General features: G+C 48.5%; 16 protein-coding genes. 3 read left to right on the plus strand and 13 right to left on the minus strand.

Going from position 1 to position 17,213, the window contains the following annotated elements:
• Positions 1 to 560: 560 nt before the first annotated feature.
• From RW114_RS15480 to RW114_RS15515, 8 genes are all read right to left on the minus strand, one after another.
• Positions 561 to 929 carry a DUF488 domain-containing protein gene (locus RW114_RS15480; RefSeq protein ID WP_340123665.1) on the minus strand — a complete coding sequence of 123 codons (369 nt, stop codon included), beginning with the start codon at positions 927 to 929 and terminating at the stop codon, positions 561 to 563.
• Positions 930 to 1,023: 94 nt separating this feature from the next.
• Positions 1,024 to 1,353, minus strand: coding sequence for a cupin domain-containing protein (locus RW114_RS15485; RefSeq protein ID WP_340123666.1), 330 nt, complete (start codon positions 1,351 to 1,353; stop codon positions 1,024 to 1,026).
• A 234-nt stretch (positions 1,354 to 1,587) separates the two neighbouring features.
• The gene (locus tag RW114_RS15490) at positions 1,588 to 3,882 is read right to left on the minus strand and encodes a nitric-oxide reductase large subunit (RefSeq protein ID WP_340123667.1); all 2,295 of its coding nucleotides are present in this window, start codon (positions 3,880 to 3,882) and stop codon (positions 1,588 to 1,590) included.
• A gap of 37 nt (positions 3,883 to 3,919) precedes the next feature.
• The gene (locus RW114_RS15495; protein WP_340123668.1) at positions 3,920 to 4,642 is read right to left on the minus strand and encodes a ferredoxin--NADP reductase; all 723 of its coding nucleotides are present in this window, start codon (positions 4,640 to 4,642) and stop codon (positions 3,920 to 3,922) included.
• A gap of 196 nt (positions 4,643 to 4,838) precedes the next feature.
• Complete coding sequence (locus RW114_RS15500) at positions 4,839 to 5,246, minus strand: c-type cytochrome (RefSeq protein ID WP_340123669.1); 408 nt, start codon at positions 5,244 to 5,246, stop codon at positions 4,839 to 4,841.
• A 258-nt stretch (positions 5,247 to 5,504) separates the two neighbouring features.
• Positions 5,505 to 6,191 carry a recombinase family protein gene (locus RW114_RS15505; protein WP_340123670.1) on the minus strand — a complete coding sequence of 229 codons (687 nt, stop codon included), beginning with the start codon at positions 6,189 to 6,191 and terminating at the stop codon, positions 5,505 to 5,507.
• A gap of 79 nt (positions 6,192 to 6,270) precedes the next feature.
• Positions 6,271 to 7,251 (minus strand): FAD-binding oxidoreductase, encoded by a 981-nt coding sequence (locus tag RW114_RS15510; RefSeq protein WP_340123671.1) that lies wholly within the window; start codon positions 7,249 to 7,251, stop codon positions 6,271 to 6,273.
• Between the two features lie 29 nt (positions 7,252 to 7,280).
• Complete coding sequence (locus RW114_RS15515; protein ID WP_340123672.1) at positions 7,281 to 7,655, minus strand: group I truncated hemoglobin; 375 nt, start codon at positions 7,653 to 7,655, stop codon at positions 7,281 to 7,283.
• Between the two features lie 187 nt (positions 7,656 to 7,842).
• On the opposite strand from RW114_RS15515, the gene RW114_RS15520 reads away from it, so the two are divergent.
• Positions 7,843 to 8,280 (plus strand): Rrf2 family transcriptional regulator, encoded by a 438-nt coding sequence (locus tag RW114_RS15520; protein WP_340123673.1) that lies wholly within the window; start codon positions 7,843 to 7,845, stop codon positions 8,278 to 8,280.
• A 139-nt stretch (positions 8,281 to 8,419) separates the two neighbouring features.
• Here RW114_RS15520 and RW114_RS15525 read toward each other — a convergent pair whose 3' ends face one another.
• From RW114_RS15525 to RW114_RS15545, 5 genes are all read right to left on the minus strand, one after another.
• Positions 8,420 to 8,839 (minus strand): hypothetical protein, encoded by a 420-nt coding sequence (locus RW114_RS15525; protein WP_340123674.1) that lies wholly within the window; start codon positions 8,837 to 8,839, stop codon positions 8,420 to 8,422.
• A 140-nt stretch (positions 8,840 to 8,979) separates the two neighbouring features.
• Complete coding sequence (locus tag RW114_RS15530; protein ID WP_340123675.1) at positions 8,980 to 10,164, minus strand: HlyD family secretion protein; 1,185 nt, start codon at positions 10,162 to 10,164, stop codon at positions 8,980 to 8,982.
• Between the two features lie 94 nt (positions 10,165 to 10,258).
• Entirely contained in the window at positions 10,259 to 11,803 is a 1,545-nt protein-coding gene (locus RW114_RS15535) for an efflux transporter outer membrane subunit (RefSeq protein WP_340123677.1), read from the minus strand.
• On the minus strand, positions 11,800 to 13,398 hold the full coding sequence (locus RW114_RS15540; protein WP_340123678.1) for a DHA2 family efflux MFS transporter permease subunit: 1,599 nt from the start codon (positions 13,396 to 13,398) through the stop codon (positions 11,800 to 11,802). Before RW114_RS15540 ends, RW114_RS15535 begins: the two co-directional genes overlap by 4 nt.
• Entirely contained in the window at positions 13,395 to 14,306 is a 912-nt protein-coding gene (locus RW114_RS15545; RefSeq protein ID WP_340123679.1) for a hypothetical protein, read from the minus strand. The genes RW114_RS15540 and RW114_RS15545 overlap by 4 nt, the downstream gene beginning before the upstream one ends.
• 228 nt (positions 14,307 to 14,534) lie before the next feature.
• On the opposite strand from RW114_RS15545, the gene RW114_RS15550 reads away from it, so the two are divergent.
• Both RW114_RS15550 and RW114_RS15555 read left to right on the plus strand, forming a co-directional pair.
• Positions 14,535 to 15,395 carry a LysR family transcriptional regulator gene (locus tag RW114_RS15550; protein WP_340123680.1) on the plus strand — a complete coding sequence of 287 codons (861 nt, stop codon included), beginning with the start codon at positions 14,535 to 14,537 and terminating at the stop codon, positions 15,393 to 15,395.
• Positions 15,396 to 16,382: 987 nt separating this feature from the next.
• Positions 16,383 to 17,213: LysR family transcriptional regulator (locus RW114_RS15555; RefSeq protein ID WP_340123681.1), on the plus strand; the 831-nt coding region annotated here is incomplete at its 3' end.

Raw genomic sequence — 17,213 nt, forward strand, 5'->3', positions numbered from 1 at the left:
GGTCAGTAACATCCCCGTTAAACAAAATCCTAGCCAAGTCTTTTGTAGGTGCGTCAGCCTGGCATTGGACTTTAGCTTTCCCAGGGCTGCATCTAAATCAGTGACAAACGATTTTATAAAGTGTGCCGGCTCGTACATCAACATGGTGTTGAAATACGTGGCAGTTTACACTGATTAGCTTACCCGTTTTCCGGCTGTATTTCTAAGCTTAAAAACTTGAACATCGAGTAACAGGCTCCTGTATATTAACTCTTTCTTATTTTTACCATTTCGAGGCGTTGGGCAGAAATAGCCAAAAAGGAACTCATGGAAGCCATACGAAACGATTCCGTCATGCGGTGGAGCCATTTTAACTTGCAGGGGGCACATGATTTCTCGGATGAAAAAATCGTAGATTCCATCGGGTTGTAAGCTCTCAAAAAACAGCCTCTAAAATAGACTAAAATTTGAGAGATCGAAAATCGTCTGTAGACCTTTATGGACAATAGGTTAGCTAAAATCCTGTGGAACTTTAGAGTCTTTTGTTTATTAGCACCCTTCCCTGTACATCGCCCCTCCAGCTAACAAAATAACGTGCTGTTTTCTTGGATCACAACCGCCTGGTTATGTTCTTCGTCCTTTGCGGCATAGACGAGCGTTACGATACCCTTGTCCAGCTCTTGCTTTAAGCGTTGGATTTGCTCACTATTACCCTTGAGTTCAGCGAGATATCGTTCCTTGAACTCTTCCCACCTATCCGGATTGTGGCCAAACCATTTCCGGAGCTCCGTGCTGGGAGCGATATCTTTGAGCCACAGATCAATACTTGCTTTTTCCTTTGTCAAACCGCGCGGCCAGAGCCTGTCCACGAGGATACGTCGGCCGTCATGCTTGTCCGGTTGTTCGTATACCCTTTTAATCCTGAATCGATAATTTTCTGGCTGTTGCATTTGTGAGTTAGATTCGCCGTTTAAGTTAAAAGGTAATCACGAGGTATCGTGCAGCATTATGCTTGAAAAAATTGTCCGGTATAGGAGTAACGATTTAACCTTTAAAGATAATAGTGAGTAAAACAACTGAGTCAACTACAGCTTTAACAGAGTGCAGTTCATCGGGCATTAAATAAAGCAGTTGGCCGGGTGTTAATACTTGTATTGTTTCCATTGCTGCGCACTCAATTTCTCCTGTTATGCAATGGATCACACAGGGCCCTGATACTTTGTGATTTGCAAATTCTTTACCCGCAGGAAAAGTAAGGCGAACCAGTTCCATTTCATCTGTTTTTACAATGACTTTTGTTTTTTCATTTGGGACGTCTTGCGCCCAAGTTGCCAAGTCAACAATTTCATTGGGTGCTGCGTGATGTGTGGCCATGAATATTTCCTCATAAGTTTAAGTCTATCAAATATAAGTTAATAATCCAGTGACGAAAAAATGGTCGCTACTTCTTCGAACTGATCATTAAGATTTTTCAATCCTCATAAAAAGAGTACCTTCTCCCTCTGACTAACGAATTTTGCAACAGTCCTTTAATAGATAGGTTTATTACTTCAAAACGCCTGATAAAACTATCCACACACCGCTGTATAGCGATGAATGGAAAGAAACTCAGTCCGCCTGCTGCCTGTGCACCCCCAGCCAGCCTTTGATTGATGCGATGACCAACGGTATGGCACCAAACAGGATAAATACCAGGTCACCGGGCAGACGTAGCCACTCGATTAGGCGCGATCTTTCGCTCCCGATATAGTCAAGGCTGCGTGCATGCCAGTACCCATGCTGGACTACATCCCAGACCTGTAACACGCCACTGGGGAACAAGCTCATCATTAACATCAGAGCCAGGCCGACGTTGGTGCCCCAAAACCCGACCTTAACGTATTTCTCGATGCCGCCCCAGCGTTCTTCAGTGCTGGTCTGGCGCAATACGAATACCATCAGCGCAAGCGCCAGCATGCCGAATACGCCCATCATCGCGGCATGGCCATGGTTGGGTGTCAGTTGGGTGCCGACTTCATAGTAGCTGACGATCGGCAGGTTGATGAGGAAGCCGAAGATGCCGGCGCCGACGAAGTTCCAGAAGCCCACGGACATCAAGAAGTAGAACGTCCACTTATGCGGTATTGCTACCGATTTGCCGCAGACGTCGCAGTCAGCACGTGTGGTGCGCACGAAATCCCATGCGTCCAGGGTCAGCAGCGTCAACGGCACCACTTCCAGTACCGAGACCATCGCCGACAGTGCCATGTTGACGCTGCTCTGGCCGGTAAAATACCAGTGATGGCCGGTGCCGATCAGGCCGCCGGCGAAATACAGGATGGCATCGAGGTAAATCACTCGAAGCGCGACGTTGCGCTGGGTAAGACCCAGTTGATAAAACATCAGCGCCACCATCGTGGTGGCGAAGAATTCAAAGAAACCTTCGACCCATAGATGAATAATCCAAAAGCGCCAGGTATCAACCACGGTGAAGTTGGTCTTGGCGTCAAAGAAGAGTGCCGGAATGTAGAACAACGGAATCGCCAAGGAAGCCAGCAGGAACAGCCTGACCAAAGGTTTCGCTGCTGACTCGCTCAAGGTATCTGGCTGCACCAGCTTCAATAATATCGCAAACCACACCAGCAGACCGACGATAAGCAGGTACTGCCACAGACGGCCGAGCTCCAGGTATTCCCAACCCTGGTTGCCAAGCCAGAACCACCATTGACCCAGCATTTGTGAAATACCCGCCCACTCGCCTAACAGACTGCCGCCTATGACCACGACGAAAGCACCGAATAGCAGATGCACCCAGCCCGCTAACCACCGAGGTTCATCGTTGCGCAGCGATCGGCCGAGAAACAAGGCCGCGGCGACAAAGGCGGTAGCGATCCAGAAAACGGCTAATTGCAGATGCCAGGTACGCATCAGATTGCTGGGAAATATTTCCTCTAGTTGGAAGCCGTAAAAACTGCCGGGATCGGCGCGATAGTGCGCCGTTGCACCGCCCACCAAGGTCTGCGCAAGAAATAGTAGCGCCACCACCACGAAAAATTTCACCAGTGCTAGCTGACCGGCGCTGGCTTGACCAGGCAGCAGATGAGGGTGTACATGCTGCCCGGTGCTCATCCAGCCAAGATAATCGAACTTGCCGAACAGCAACAGTACGATTGCAATACCGGCTAGCAACACGATAAGACTCAGCGCACTCCACAACAGTGCGCCAGGTATCGGCGTATTACCAACACTGGGATCGTACGGAAAATTGTTGGTGTAGGAGTAATTTTCACCGGGACGGTTGGTCACCGAGGCCCACGCCGCCCATGTGACGAATGCGGTAAACTGGTGCAACTCAGTCGGATCACTGATCAGTCCACGCTTGAGTCCGCCATTACGTGCGGGTTCAAGGAAGTAGTCAGTCCAGTAAGCAATCTGTCGACGGTAGGCGGCAGTCTCCGGCATGGTCAGATGCAGTGTTGCGCTGGCGGCGTCATAATGATTGGTTTTTAGCTCGACCGCTGTTTGTGCATACACTGCCGCCAATTGCCCAGGTGTCAGCGCAACCAGTGGCAGTTGGTATTGCTGCTGCGCAATGACCGTGGCGGTATCCTCGCCGATACGGTGCAATGCCTCGGCCGAGTAATCGGGCCCCAGATATGCGCCATGGCCCCAGATACTGCCGTTGTTCATCAATCCGTACTTGAGAAAGATTGCCTGGCCTTCGCTGATGTCGTCGCCGGTAAACAGGCGAACACCTTGCGCATCCAGCACCTGTGCAGGGATCGGCGGAGCGTTGCGGTAGGCCAGTGAAGTGATGACGATCAGGCCTGCAAAGCCCAGCACCATCACGATCAACACCGTGCGCAGCCACCAGGGAGACAACGCAGGGTCCTCTGAAGTTAAGGGTTGTGCGGCAACACTCATGGTGTTCTCCTTTAGTAAGCACCTAATACGATCGTCATCAATAGCCTGAAAACTCTTCCGTGCGAATGTTGTCATCGTCGACGCCCGCTTCGCTCAGTAGTTGTCGCATCGCATTTACCATGGTGGGCGGGCCGTCAATGTAGTAGATGGGAAGTGTCAAATCATCAATGAATTTCAGAAGCATGGCTTTACTGATAACCCCGGTTTCTCCATGCCACTCGCGGTTGGACTTTTCCATCTGCGTCATCGTACCGACAAAGGTATAGTTTGGATTTGCAGCGTGAGATTCCCTCAAATCATCCAGAAACGCCGCATCTTCCGGCTTTCGATTGGAATAAAAGACCAGGATTCGATGCAGAACATTATCGTGAACGTCTTGAAGAATAATACTTCTCACCGGGGTAACGCCAATACCGCCGGTTAAGAAAACAGCTGGAACGCTCATATTGTTGTGAAGCGTGAACGAGCCATGGGGAGCATCCAGCGTCACTTCCGTGCCCGGTTCCATTGTTTTTAATACCCGCTTGAACGCAGTGTCACGCATCCGTGTCGCCAACATAAGATCGTCTTCGTAAGGAGCGCTCGTCAATGAAAATACTCGTGAGTTGCCATCCGCGTCTGTTTCAGCGGGGTTGATCAGTGTGCAATTAGCGAATTGTCCGGCTTTGTAGACAAACCCTGCAGGCTTTTCAAAATGGAACGCCATCGTTCCCTCTGCGATTTTCCGTTTGTATTTCAGTTTGACTTTATAGCTGGGCATGGCGTAATTCGCCTTATTTTTGTTGAAAATATAGCGCACGCAACAACACCGCGCACAGTGGCTGAAGGTAAAGCTAACCGGATGCAGTCCACCAAAGGCCAAAAATGAGAAATGGTCTTATGGCCGCGTTCCGGATGGGCGCAATGTCAGGCATTGTGTTTACGCCGCCAATTCTCCATTTCTCAGATATACCTACTTACTTCATTTCTATCAGGTCGCCCGCTGGAATAGCTCCATCGGAACGGCCTTTAAGATAGGCATACAGATCATCACTACCGTCGACCACCATTTTGTTGCCACTGAACGAATACATGATCCCTCGGCCATCAATAAGGACCCGATGGAACTGTTCTTTAGTCAGGTTTTTCATGCTGTGAAGTAAATTGGGATTGCTCACGTTGCCTTCTCCAGTTGCTCCATGACAGCTACCGCAAGCTTCCGTTCTGTAAATATTCCAGCCATTGAAAGTAGCTTTATCGACACGGTTCCCTTCGACCTTATAAAGGGGCTGTGCAAAGACAGGCTGGATGGGGAATAATACAAAAGCGCCAATCATAACAGCGACCGGCATAATTTTATGTTTGTTACGAAACATTTTGTTCATTGTTGCCTCACTTAAATCATAAGTTATGGAATACCCCAGTTTCACTCGCACACCACATCAACTTCGTAAGCAGCGGCGTTCTAGCTTCACCCAATGCGACAAAAGTTCAGAGTGCTTTTGTCTATGACAAATATAATACGGCACGTCTCTATCTAAGAACTAGGCCATGGAAGGCTCGTCCCAAAAGCTAAGGAATACTTCCCCCCACTCTGATGGCTTTCGACGAGAATAAATGAAACATTCTTAATCTGGATGATCTCATAATTTTTTAACAAGGTCGCTCGGTCTCGTCTTCTTCAATCCATGTTTTTTCATCCAGTTATACAGATTAGGTCCTGTGGTGTTATAGCGTTGCGCAATAGATTTCTTGGTCAAACCTTGTGCCAACAAACGCTCGATTTCTGGTCGAAAGACATCCAGTTTACTTTTGCCTGGCCCCTTGGGGCGGCCAACCTTAATCCCTTGAGCTTTTTTGGAGCGTAAACCGTCCTTAATTCTCTGCGAAATTAAGTCTCGCTCAATCTCTGTTGCCATCGAAAATGCCAGTGATATCTTGCTTTGAGAGCTTTGATTAAGTTGCCAATTCCCCTTTACTGAATACACGTAGATTCCTTTATACGTTACCAGTGATAAAATTTCCATACACTCCAGCATGCTACGACCCAAGCGCGAGAGTTCGGTCACAATAATGACATCGTTGGCTTGCAGCTCATCCAACACCCCGGCAATTTGACGCTCTTGCCATGGAATACGACAAGAGGCAAGCTCTTCAGTGAAATGTACTTTTCCAAGATCATACTGATTGGCAAAGTGCAGAATGTCAGCCTTATTTTTTTCGAGGTTTTGATCGCGCATCGATTCCTGCAAATAAGCAACGATCTTTCGCGCTGATGGTACAGCCTGGCTTGTCATATTTAAACCTATTTTTCTTGTTGTACAACCCATTATTTTTAGTATAAAAATTTACCCAATTTTCTATTGTAGCGTCGGATAAAATGACAAAAAAACCTGCGATGAGCGCTAATCAGGAAGACTGACTGACATTGAACGCATCGGCATAAATATTCTTCATGGATGCACCTGCCAGAAAGGCTTTCCTCTTGGCTATCCGGACCATATCCGGATGTCCGCAGAGAAACATTCGCCAATTCTTGAGATTGGAGATCTGTTGAAAGGCCACGTCATGAGCTCGTCCTGCTGCAAAGCCATGGGGGACATCCTCACCGGAAAGACAAGGCACATAATTAAAATTCGAATATTGCTTGACCAGATCGTGCAACTCTCCGGTCAGATAGAGTCCGTTCAGGTCGCGGCTACCGTGAAACAAATGAATAGGGCCCGTATGCCCCTGACTGAGCGCGTCGCGAATGATGCCGTAGAGCGGTGCAAGCCCAGAACCTGTGCCGATTAAAATCAAGCCTTGTTCGGTATTGCCAGGCGTGTAAAAACAGTCGCCGCCAGGACCCCGAATCTCGACGGTCTCGCCAGGACGTAGCTCCTCATGTATCCAGCCACTGACCCGGCCCTGCGGCAGATGGCGGACATGGAGGTGAAGGTGATCATCTTCATGCGGCACACTGGCGAGCGAATAACTGCGGCCAAGTGCTTGGTTTTGAAATAAGTTGATGAATTGCCCGGCCCGGTAATCGATAGGCGCATGGCATTCAAGAACGACAAGCATAATGTCTGCATTGAGCAATTGCAGACTTTTGACGGTAGCAGGAATCACCGCCTGAATATCAGCGTCATCCGGCAGTGCGACTTCAAGATCAGTAGTAGGATGACAAACGCAAGCGAGAAAATAGTTCTGCAGCTTAAGACTATCTTTCAAGCCTTGCTGCGAAAGTTCAGGAGGCGCGCCCCCCGTCGCCCGCATCAGGCAGGTTTGACAGACTCCACTGCGGCAGGAAAAAGGAACGGGCACACCGCGATTGGTCAAACAATCCAGAACCGATTGGTTTTGCTCCAGTTCAAAGTTGTCTTTTGCATAACGAATATTAACCATGGCGGCGTACCTTTTTACAAGATGAGTAGTTATCGATCCAGCACATCGTTACGTGTGCTTTCAGCGATGGCCGCTACCTGAGCGATCAGTTCCTCTTTTACACCCAATTCGCGCAGGGTAGCACCAAGGTCTTCGATCACGGCATCGACATGGGAGTCATTCAAGCCACGCGCGACCAGATGGGCATGACCGCGACGCATATCCAAACCGCTGTAATTGTGCGGCCCACCGAAAGCCATGGTCAGGAAGGCTTTTTGTTTAGCAGCCTGCTTCTCCATGTCCACGTCTTCAAAGAAGGCACTGATGCGGTCATCGCTCAGCACTTTGCGGTAAAAAATATCAACCGCGGCATTAACAGCCGCTTCACCACCCAATTGCTCGTATAAAGATTCTTGTTGCGACATTTTTCTCTCCAAATATTAAAAAGGCGTTTAAGATGCATCTTAAAGGTTCGTTTATATCAAAGGGGCCCTGATTATGCGCTCCAATAAGATGTATCTGAAATAAATCTTATTACTTGTTTATAAAATCGTCAATTTTTATCTTTTATTTGTTTACTGGAACGCAGGCGAATTCAAAGGAGTATCAACTATGCAACTTACACAATTTACGGACTTGTCATTGCGCTTACTGATTTATCTTGCACGCTTGCCGGAACCGGGCATGGCGACCATTGCAGAGATCGCCGACTATTATCAAGTTTCCCGTAACCATCTGGTGAAGGTGGCGAATAATTTGGCCAATCAAGATTTCATTATGTCGACCCGTGGCAAGGGCGGCGGTATCCAGCTGGCCCGGCCTGCCTATGCCATAGGCTTAGGCGAAGTGGTGCGACGGACCGAACTGAACATGAATCTGGTTGAGTGTTTCGATATTCCTACCAATCAATGCCGACTCATCCGCAACTGCTTCCTCAAAGCTACTTTATATGAGGCGCAGCACGCATTTATGACGGTATTAGACAAATACACACTGGCTGATGCGGCCAGTTTAGATACCAACACCGATTTGTCGGCACCCGGGAGATAAACTGCCATAACCTGACGCGAAATAGATTTTAGCAAGTTAATTCCGCGTTTTTAGTGTGTCTCTTTTAATAAAAAAATGTATTACATCCTGGAAAAATAAAGGCATGAGGATAAAGAGTTCGTTCATTTCTGCATCGCAATCAAATAAAAAACCAAAGAACCATGCAGGTGATGCTCGCCATAAAGCCCATCAACCATTTTGTTTTTCCGATTGTAGATAAATCTTGCCAATAAGCTAAAATCTCTTTTTTTAGCTGCGACCAACCGGTGACAAAATTCTCTTTTACTTCGCGATACCGGTGAGGCAGAGCCCACAACAGTTTGTACAGTGCGAACCCGGCGATGGACAACATCAGATAAAATACAATAATTTGCGTATCATGAAGATCCGTGTGGAAAATATGTTCAATGAGCATGTCAAGCGAGAGTTCAACAAATTCGAATGAAACATGTATCAGTTCAAGAGATAATGCCAACACCGTGTCGAACATTAAGATGACGATAACAATGACGGTCAGAATTAAACCGAAAGCGACTTTTCGATTAATGGATAAAATCATTTATAGTCCTTAAGTACAATTGATCTGCCGGGCTTGCCACGGCCTCTTTACCGCTAACAATGATTCCACAACCATCCTCGGAAAACATAAAATCGACATCATCGATAAGCGCTGGAATTTTTAGTGGTTGCCGATTCGGGTCATTTACAATTTGACTCTACTGGAGCGTTTTTTTGAATCAAATTATCCATAATAATTTTTTGAGCCGTGGCTTCCGCATCGGCGAGTTCATCAATAAAGATGTCAGTCTCATACTCCTGAGAGGAAACTGCCGCCAGCGAAGCGCCCAGCGGCTGTTCCGATTCCCTGACGTCGATTGAGGTCAGGGTGGAGAGCCCAGGGCGTATGGGGTTTTTCAGTATTTCCTCTTTCTGTAATGCAATACGCACGGGAACGCGTTCTACGATATGAATAAAATTTCCGGCTGCGTTGTCTGGAGGCAATAAAGCAAAGACACTGCCAGTACCGGGCACCAAACCTTCTACCGTGCCATGATAGAGGTGGCTCTCGCCGTAGAGATCGACGGTAATCTCCGCCGGCTGGCCGGGGCGTACCCGCACCATTTCAGTCTCCCGCAGGTTCGCTTCTACCCACAGATGCTCCAAAGGAACAATTGTCATTAGCGGATCACCGGGCTGAATCCGGTTTCCGACCTGGACCTTGCGCATGGACACATAGCCTGAAACGGGCGCATGGATTTGCTGCCGCGAATATTCAAGATAGGCGGCGATGAATTTATACTTAGCCGCTTCCACGTCCGGGTGCAGAGTTCTACTCGTACCGCCCACTTTCGCTTCTATGGACTTGAGTTCTGCCTCGGCCTCCCGCATCTCGGCTTCGAGGGCCATCATCTGATCTTCGGCATTTTGCACAACCTGGTCCGATACCGAACCATTTGGAGCCGCCTGCCGTAATCGAATCACATCGTGGCGCACCCGGGCAAGCCGGGCCGAGCGAGCAATCAATTTTTGACACATTTGCTGGTGCGTGGAAAAAACCGCTCCGATCTCGCGTACTACCTGCCCCAGTTCGCCCCTGCTCTGGCCTAAAGCGGTCTGAGCGCGATGCTCATCGAGACGAACCAGTAAATCGCCCTTGTTCACATATTGACTTTCCTCGACCAATACCTGCGTGACGATACCCGTTGCATCAGCTTCCACCGGAATAAGATTGCCGGTGATGAAGGCGTTATGGCTTACCACCCAGAAACGGCAGTAGTGCCACCAATAACCGGCATAAGTCAAAGCGCCTACAATCAGTACCAGCATAACTAACAATAGATAGCGGTTGCGGCGGGTACGAATAGTCTTGGGATGAGTTTTCATAGGTAGTTATATCGGATTTTCAGCTTTCGCTCGGATTTCTGTTGGATCATCTGTAGATCGTTTATGTGCCCACTGCCCAAGGCTGCCATTAAATCTACCATGGCAACCAACTGAACATTTTTTGCTCGGGTTTCTGCTGGATAATCTGGAGGTCGTTCACGTACCCACCGCCCAAGGCTTCCATCAAATCCACCATGGCAACCAACTGATCAGCGTTCAACGTCTTCAAGGCATATTCCTGATTCAGCACTGCATGCTCGTGTGCCAGCAACGCCCGGCGATCATCCAGGCCACTGCGAAAACGCATTTGAGCGAGACTCAGGTTCTCGTGTTGCGCAGATAGCAAGCGGTTTTGCGCTTCGAGTATGGAACGCGTCTCCCGCCAACGGCTCAGGCTATCGGCTACCTCCTGCACGGCATGTAATAAGGTTTCATTGTAAAGCTCCACTGCACCATCGTACTCCGCCCGTTGCGCCGATAATTCCCCGCGTAGACGTCCGCCTTCGAACAAGGGAAGTCGCAGGCCCGGGGCAATTCCGTAGGAGAAGCTGGAACCTGAAAACAGAATACTGGCCAGAGAGCTTGCCCCCTTCGTTAACCTGAGGGCATTCAAGCCGGCAAATGCAGTCAGATCGATGGTTGGCAGAAAACTGGCTTTGGCTACCTTGACTTGTTGCGCAGCCGCCTCGGCCCGGTGGAGGGCAGAGGCGAGGTCCGGGCGTTGGCTGAGCAACTCCAGCGGAAGCTTCGCAGGCAAGCGTATTTTTTCCGGGCTGATCGCCGTGCCGGTGAACAGGTTTTTTGTCGAATCGGGCCCGTCACCGATCAGTCGAGCCAGCAAGTTCCGCTGAATATCCAACTGGTCACGTATACCCGCTTCACGCTTATTGACCTGCTCTAATTCAATCGTAGCTTGTTTCACCTGATCGGCGGAATCCAGACCCAGGCGCAACCGGGTCTCGTCCATAGTGAGCAAGTCGCGCCGTAATTCAACCATGGCATGCGCCAGATCGAGCTGCTGCCGCAGCGCTATGCCTTGTATATAGGACCGCGTAATTGCGCTAGTCAACTTAAGCAGAACTTCGGCCAGTTCCGCTTTCTCGGCGGTCGCTTCGCCCAGCGCCGCTTCCATTGCGGCGCGATTTTTCCCCCAGAAATCGAATTCGTAGCGGAAGTTGAAGGGATTAATCTGGCCGAAGACGATATTCGCTCCCGCCGCCTCTTTGCGGTTGAGCGCGGCAAAAACACCATTCTCTGAAATACGTGTGTTCTCGAATTCCATTTCTGCATCCAGAAACGGTAATAATCTCGCACCTTCCACGCGAACCAGGGCTTGTGCCTGACGCAAGCGCGCAGCAGCCACCTTAAGGCCAATGTTATCCTTTAGGGCGATAACCATGAGGCCGTTGAGTTCCTGGCTGCCAAATTCCCGCCACCAGCGATCATGTGGCCAATGCTCGGCAGGAACAAGCGGTACACCCTGACCCGTATCGGATAGCGTGTGCTCCATCGGTGGAGTTTTCAGGAACTCGGCAGGCTTGTCGCCTGAAGGTATCCAGGCGCAACCGGTTATCAAGAGCATAAATCCGGTATAGAACCCCAAAATAAGCGATCGATGTGGCGTGAATTGACGCATCATGATTGCTCCTCCACTATCTCTTCTGCCCGCATATCCACTATTTCTTCCATCGGCGTTGGATGAACACGTTGATAGGTGGGATAGGCCAGCCACACCAGTCCGGCCAACCCGAGGAAGAGGTAGCTGGCCAGTAGAAACGCGTCGTTCAACGCCAGGATGGCGGCATGCTGCTTGATGAGGGTCAGGAGCTTGCCATTGACCATGCCTTTATCAAGGCCGGAGGCCTCCAGCCGCGAAGAAAATCCTTGCAGCACATCAATGGAGGCGAATTGCCGCCCCCCGAAATGATCCGCCAAATGAAGCTGATGAAAGGGGGTACGCCGAAAAAGCACGACGCCTTGCAAAGTGATGCCGAAGCCGCCGGCAATAATCCGCAGAAACCCAGCCTCTTCGGCCGCGCGTATCTGTTGATTGCCAGAAAGTCCGTGCAGGGTCAATTTGGTCAATGGCGGAAAAAACGAACCCACAAAAAAACCAAGAAGCAACATGGGCCAAAAAATTTGATCGAATGAGCCGGGATCATCAAATAGACCTAGCCAATAAAAGGTGGCAGCGAAACCAAGAAGATTGAGGCAGGCCAACAGGCGAGCGTCGAGCCCTTTGGGCAGCTTATGTATCAGCACGGCCACCGGCACCGCAAGCAGGATCATAGGCAGGTAAACCATACCCGCCAGAAATGAAGAATAACCCAGCAAAACTTGCATCTGAACAATAAACACAGAGAGCAGTCCCTGAATTGAAAAAAATCCCGCCGTGAGACAAATCACGCCTATTGTAAAATTACGGTGTGCGAAAACACGTATGTTGAAAGCGGGGTGGCTTTCGTCGAACTCCCAGATAAAAAAACAGGGCACCGCTACGATGAGGACAATCAGCATACTTTGCAGAAAGGGCGAATCCAGCCAGTCAAAATCGTTACCCATATTCAAAATAGTCTGCAGGCTGCCGAGAATCAAAGCCAGGAGTACAAAACCGATGCCGTCGAAACGCGTGTGGCTGTGCTCGAATCCCCGCCCGGCTAGCAATGCACCGGTAATCGCGGCGATGGCCAGGGCGAGGGGAATGTTCAGGTAAAACAGATAACGCCAGCCCAGTTCGTCGGCGATCACGCCACCTATCGGAAAGCTGATGGTAAAAGGCATCAGCGTGACCAGTCCCCATACCCCTAGACCCAACAATTTCAGTTGCTCGGGGTACTCTTTCAACAACAGGGACTGACCAATAAAGAGCGTAATTCCACCTGAGAATCCGAGCAGAATGCGCGCCGGAACAAACACCCATAAGCTCTGGCTGATGGCGCATAGATAAGAAGCAAAGGCATACACGACAAACGCCACGATAAACAAGCGATAATCGCCGAATCTGCCAGACAGCCAGCGTGCGATAGGAAAAGCCAGCGCCAGGGCAATGATGAAATAGGTTTGTCCCCAGGTGCCGAAGCTCGGCAACACTCCGCCCAGATCACCGGCAACATGAGGCAGCAGTGCAATATAAGAACCTACGCCAAACAGCACAATCATGTGCCCAAGACCGAGTACGATGTTAAACAGGATGAAGCGCCAACCACGCAGACGTTCGGCGTAAGCGATGGTCATGGGGTTAACCTGTCAACCGCTGATTGGGCAGGCTTGATGTACTGGCCGGAAACCTTCAGCGGCAGCCCGAGGTCACTAAACCCGCGAGCAACCAATTGTGCTCCCATCTCGGTCATAAGCAGCTTGAACTTTTCGGCCTCATGATTAAGCAAGGTTTGGGGTGAGTCCTCAACAGAGAAGGTTTTCGCACTGTTTCTGCCGATAACTTGCCGGGTATTGGGGTCGATCAATTTGATCAAAACCTGCAATGACGTTTGAGCGTCAAAAATCCTGTAGTTCTCGATACCCACCTCTAATACGGCATCGACGTGTTCCGGGCCAGACTGTCTATAATCAATAGACGACATATTCTGGTTGTACCATTGCCCAAGGGCGTTATGCCAATTACCGAGATTGGCGTTGCGATCTTCAGTGGCAATGGGAAGGCGATAATAATGCTTGCTCAGCACTGCTTTGACACTATCCCTATTCAATTGCGAAACGGCTTCCTGTGCCAGTACAAAGGTGGGTGACCAGTTCTCCGGAAGCGATGCTGCGGACTCCAGGTTGGCGGATTTTCCCATTGAAGCCGATGCCTGATGAAGTTCTGCTACCGGCACACTATCGTCATCACTGACCAGACCAGCGATGAGCACTCCGCCAGGATTTCTGTAGATTTTTTCTTTCAGGAACAGATTGTACGGCATCGCTTGATACTGATACTGACGATACACGGGAAATCGGGCTTCAATCAGATCAGGAATCACCTCAAGCGGTGGCGATTCCACTGGTATCACAAGAATTGTGTGTATCGCAGCCATCGTGGAGATCGACGGTTTAATCGGTGAAGCGAGGCAACCACTCAAGACAAGTAACAGCAGAAGCAATACGCCATAGCTTTTCTTAATAGTAAGTTTATTTTGTATCATATTTTTCTCCAGGCAGAGATAAGGGCACCGACTTAAAGAGCAGACTAATCATTAGCCGACAACCATTTTTTCAGATGATCCGGCTTATTTGTTTTCAGGCCGATTAGGGCTAAAAACATTGTTACAAGAGATTTATTAATCTTCTTGCTTGCTACTATAAAAGCTAATAGTTGTATTAGACAAACGATTTTTATTGGACATTATTATCGACATATCCGATACTAAATTATGGACATTGATCAGATTAGAACTTTTTTGGGTGTAGTCGCCAATGGCAGCTTTCTGGAAGCGGCCAATAAACTGCATGTTACCCAATCGACAGTGAGTACACGCATACAGAGATTGGAGGCCTATCTTGGCGTTACCCTGTTTGTGCGCAATCGTTCCGGAGCCTCGTTAACGCTCCCAGGGCAGCGTTTTTTGCGTCATGCCAAATCCCTGTTATTAACACTGGAACAGGCACGGCATGATATTGGGTTGCCCAGTCGTTTCCGTGCCAGCATTACAGTCGGTGCAAGGATCGCCTTATGGGAAGAGTTGTTGCCCCGATGGATTGGCGCAATGCGAAAGCAGGCTCCGGATATTTCCATTCGTAGCGAAATTGGCTTTGAAGAAGATTTAATGCGTAGCCTCATCGAAGGCAGGATGGATGTGGGCATGATGTACACACCACAACATAGCCCCGGCCTTCAGATTGAGCATTTATTTGATGAAACACTGGCGCTGCTAACCACCGATCCGGATAAACCCTGGCCGAATGAGAATTACATTTATGTAGACTGGGGACCCGGATTTTACGCCCAACATAGTATCAGTTACCCTGACCTGGAACGCCCTCCTCAGGTGGTCAATATCGGCTGGCTGGGGGTACAGTTAATCATCAGTAATGGTGGTTCATGTTTTCTGCCTATGCGCATAGCTGAGCCTTTAATCCAGGCCAAAAAATTGTTTCATGTACCTGACAGTCCACAATTTAGATTACCCGCTTATATGGTTTTTCCACGCGACAGTGATTCCATTGTATTGCAACAGGTGCTGGATAGCTTCCGTTCATTGGCCGTTGTTGAGCAACAAAAAGCTATGAATTGAATTTAGTTTTTATAGACTGGAATTTGAAGAGAATGTTTGTATTAAGAGGAGAATAATAGAGAGAAACAACCTTGGCTAGACACAGAGATAATTGAAATCAAAACAAAATTATATTTTTGATTTTTAAACCCGATTTGGAGAGACCGTTGAGCTGTTAATCCGACAATCTCAAGTGTCCAGGTTAATTGCACAGTAGTATTGATATGATTTAGTATAGAATTTCATTTAATTTTTCTCCGGTTAACGATTACTAAAAAACTTATTTTTGGGGTAACCTGAGCGGAAGCTTGATAAATGGCAATTAGGACTTGCGGGGCATTTGAACGGTTATGGGAAGCTTCCCATAACCGTTCCATTACGCCTTAAATCCGAAACTCTAGTTAATGGAGGTAGGCCTTTATCTGGTATTCGATCTATCCCCATACAATTTCATTTTCTACGCCATCGGTCTGACTCATTACACCCGCGTCGAACGACCCTTATTTTTTCGGTAGATTGTGAAATCCGGACACTGAGGCAAAACTAGGTTGAAATAGCGCGGGTAATCGGTTATTCCGGTTTTCATCAAGTGAATCTGGCATGACTTTGGGTAACGCCGGCTTCAACGCAACGGCCTGTATAGTCCTTATCTTCGGGCAGTTATGTTTTGATAATAGAGAGGGATCGAATAGGAACACTGCCAGTAGAAAAAAAACTGTCAAACCCATCATCCTGATTATTGTTGAATTCCAAACGATACGTTGATTGAACATCATAAAATTCTCCCGCTTGTCTGAGTTACGAAAATGCCGATCAATTAAACACTATCTAAAATCCATTCTCACCAACATGATTCAGTCATCACGCAAACAAGCAGCAAAGATAAAAACTTAATTCAACTGATTCAGCAACACACTTAACGACTTGACGGGTAATATAGAACCGACGCCTTGTATTTTGCAAACGATATTTATTGGACATTATTATCGACATATCCGATACTAAATTATGGACATTGATCAGATTAGAACTTTTTTGGGTGTAGTCGCCAATGGCAGCTTTCTGGAAGCGGCCAATAAACTGCATGTTACCCAATCGACAGTGAGTACACGCATACAGAGATTGGAGGCCTATCTTGGCGTTACCCTGTTTGTGCGCAATCGTTCCGGAGCCTCGTTAACGCTCCCAGGGCAGCGTTTTTTGCGTCATGCCAAATCCCTGTTATTAACACTGGAACAGGCACGGCATGATATTGGGTTGCCCAGTCGTTTCCGTGCCAGCATTACAGTCGGTGCAAGGATCGCCTTATGGGAAGAGTTGTTGCCCCGATGGATTGGCGCAATGCGAAAGCAGGCTCCGGATATTTCCATTCGTAGCGAAATTGGCTTTGAAGAAGATTTAATGCGTAGCCTCATCGAAGGCAGGATGGATGTGGGCATGATGTACACACCACAACATAGCCCCGGCCTTCAGATTGAGCATTTATTTGATGAAACACTGGCGCTGCTAACCACCGATCCGGATAAACCCTGGCCGAATGAGAATTACATTTATGTAGACTGGGGACCCGGATTTTACGCCCAACATAGTATCAGTTACCCTGACCTGGAACGCCCTCCTCAGGTGGTCAATATCGGCTGGCTGGGGGTACAGTTAATCATCAGTAATGGTGGTTCATGTTTTCTGCCTATGCGCATAGCTGAGCCTTTAATCCAGGCCAAAAAATTGTTTCATGTACCTGACAGTCCACAATTTAGATTACCCGCTTATATGGTTTTTCCACGCGACAGTGATTCCATTGTATTGCAACAGGTGCTGGATAGCTTCCGTTCATTGGCC

Origin of the sequence: Methylobacter svalbardensis (genome assembly GCF_037671525.1) — a bacterium.
GTDB classification, from domain to species: domain Bacteria; phylum Pseudomonadota; class Gammaproteobacteria; order Methylococcales; family Methylomonadaceae; genus Methylobacter_A; species Methylobacter_A svalbardensis.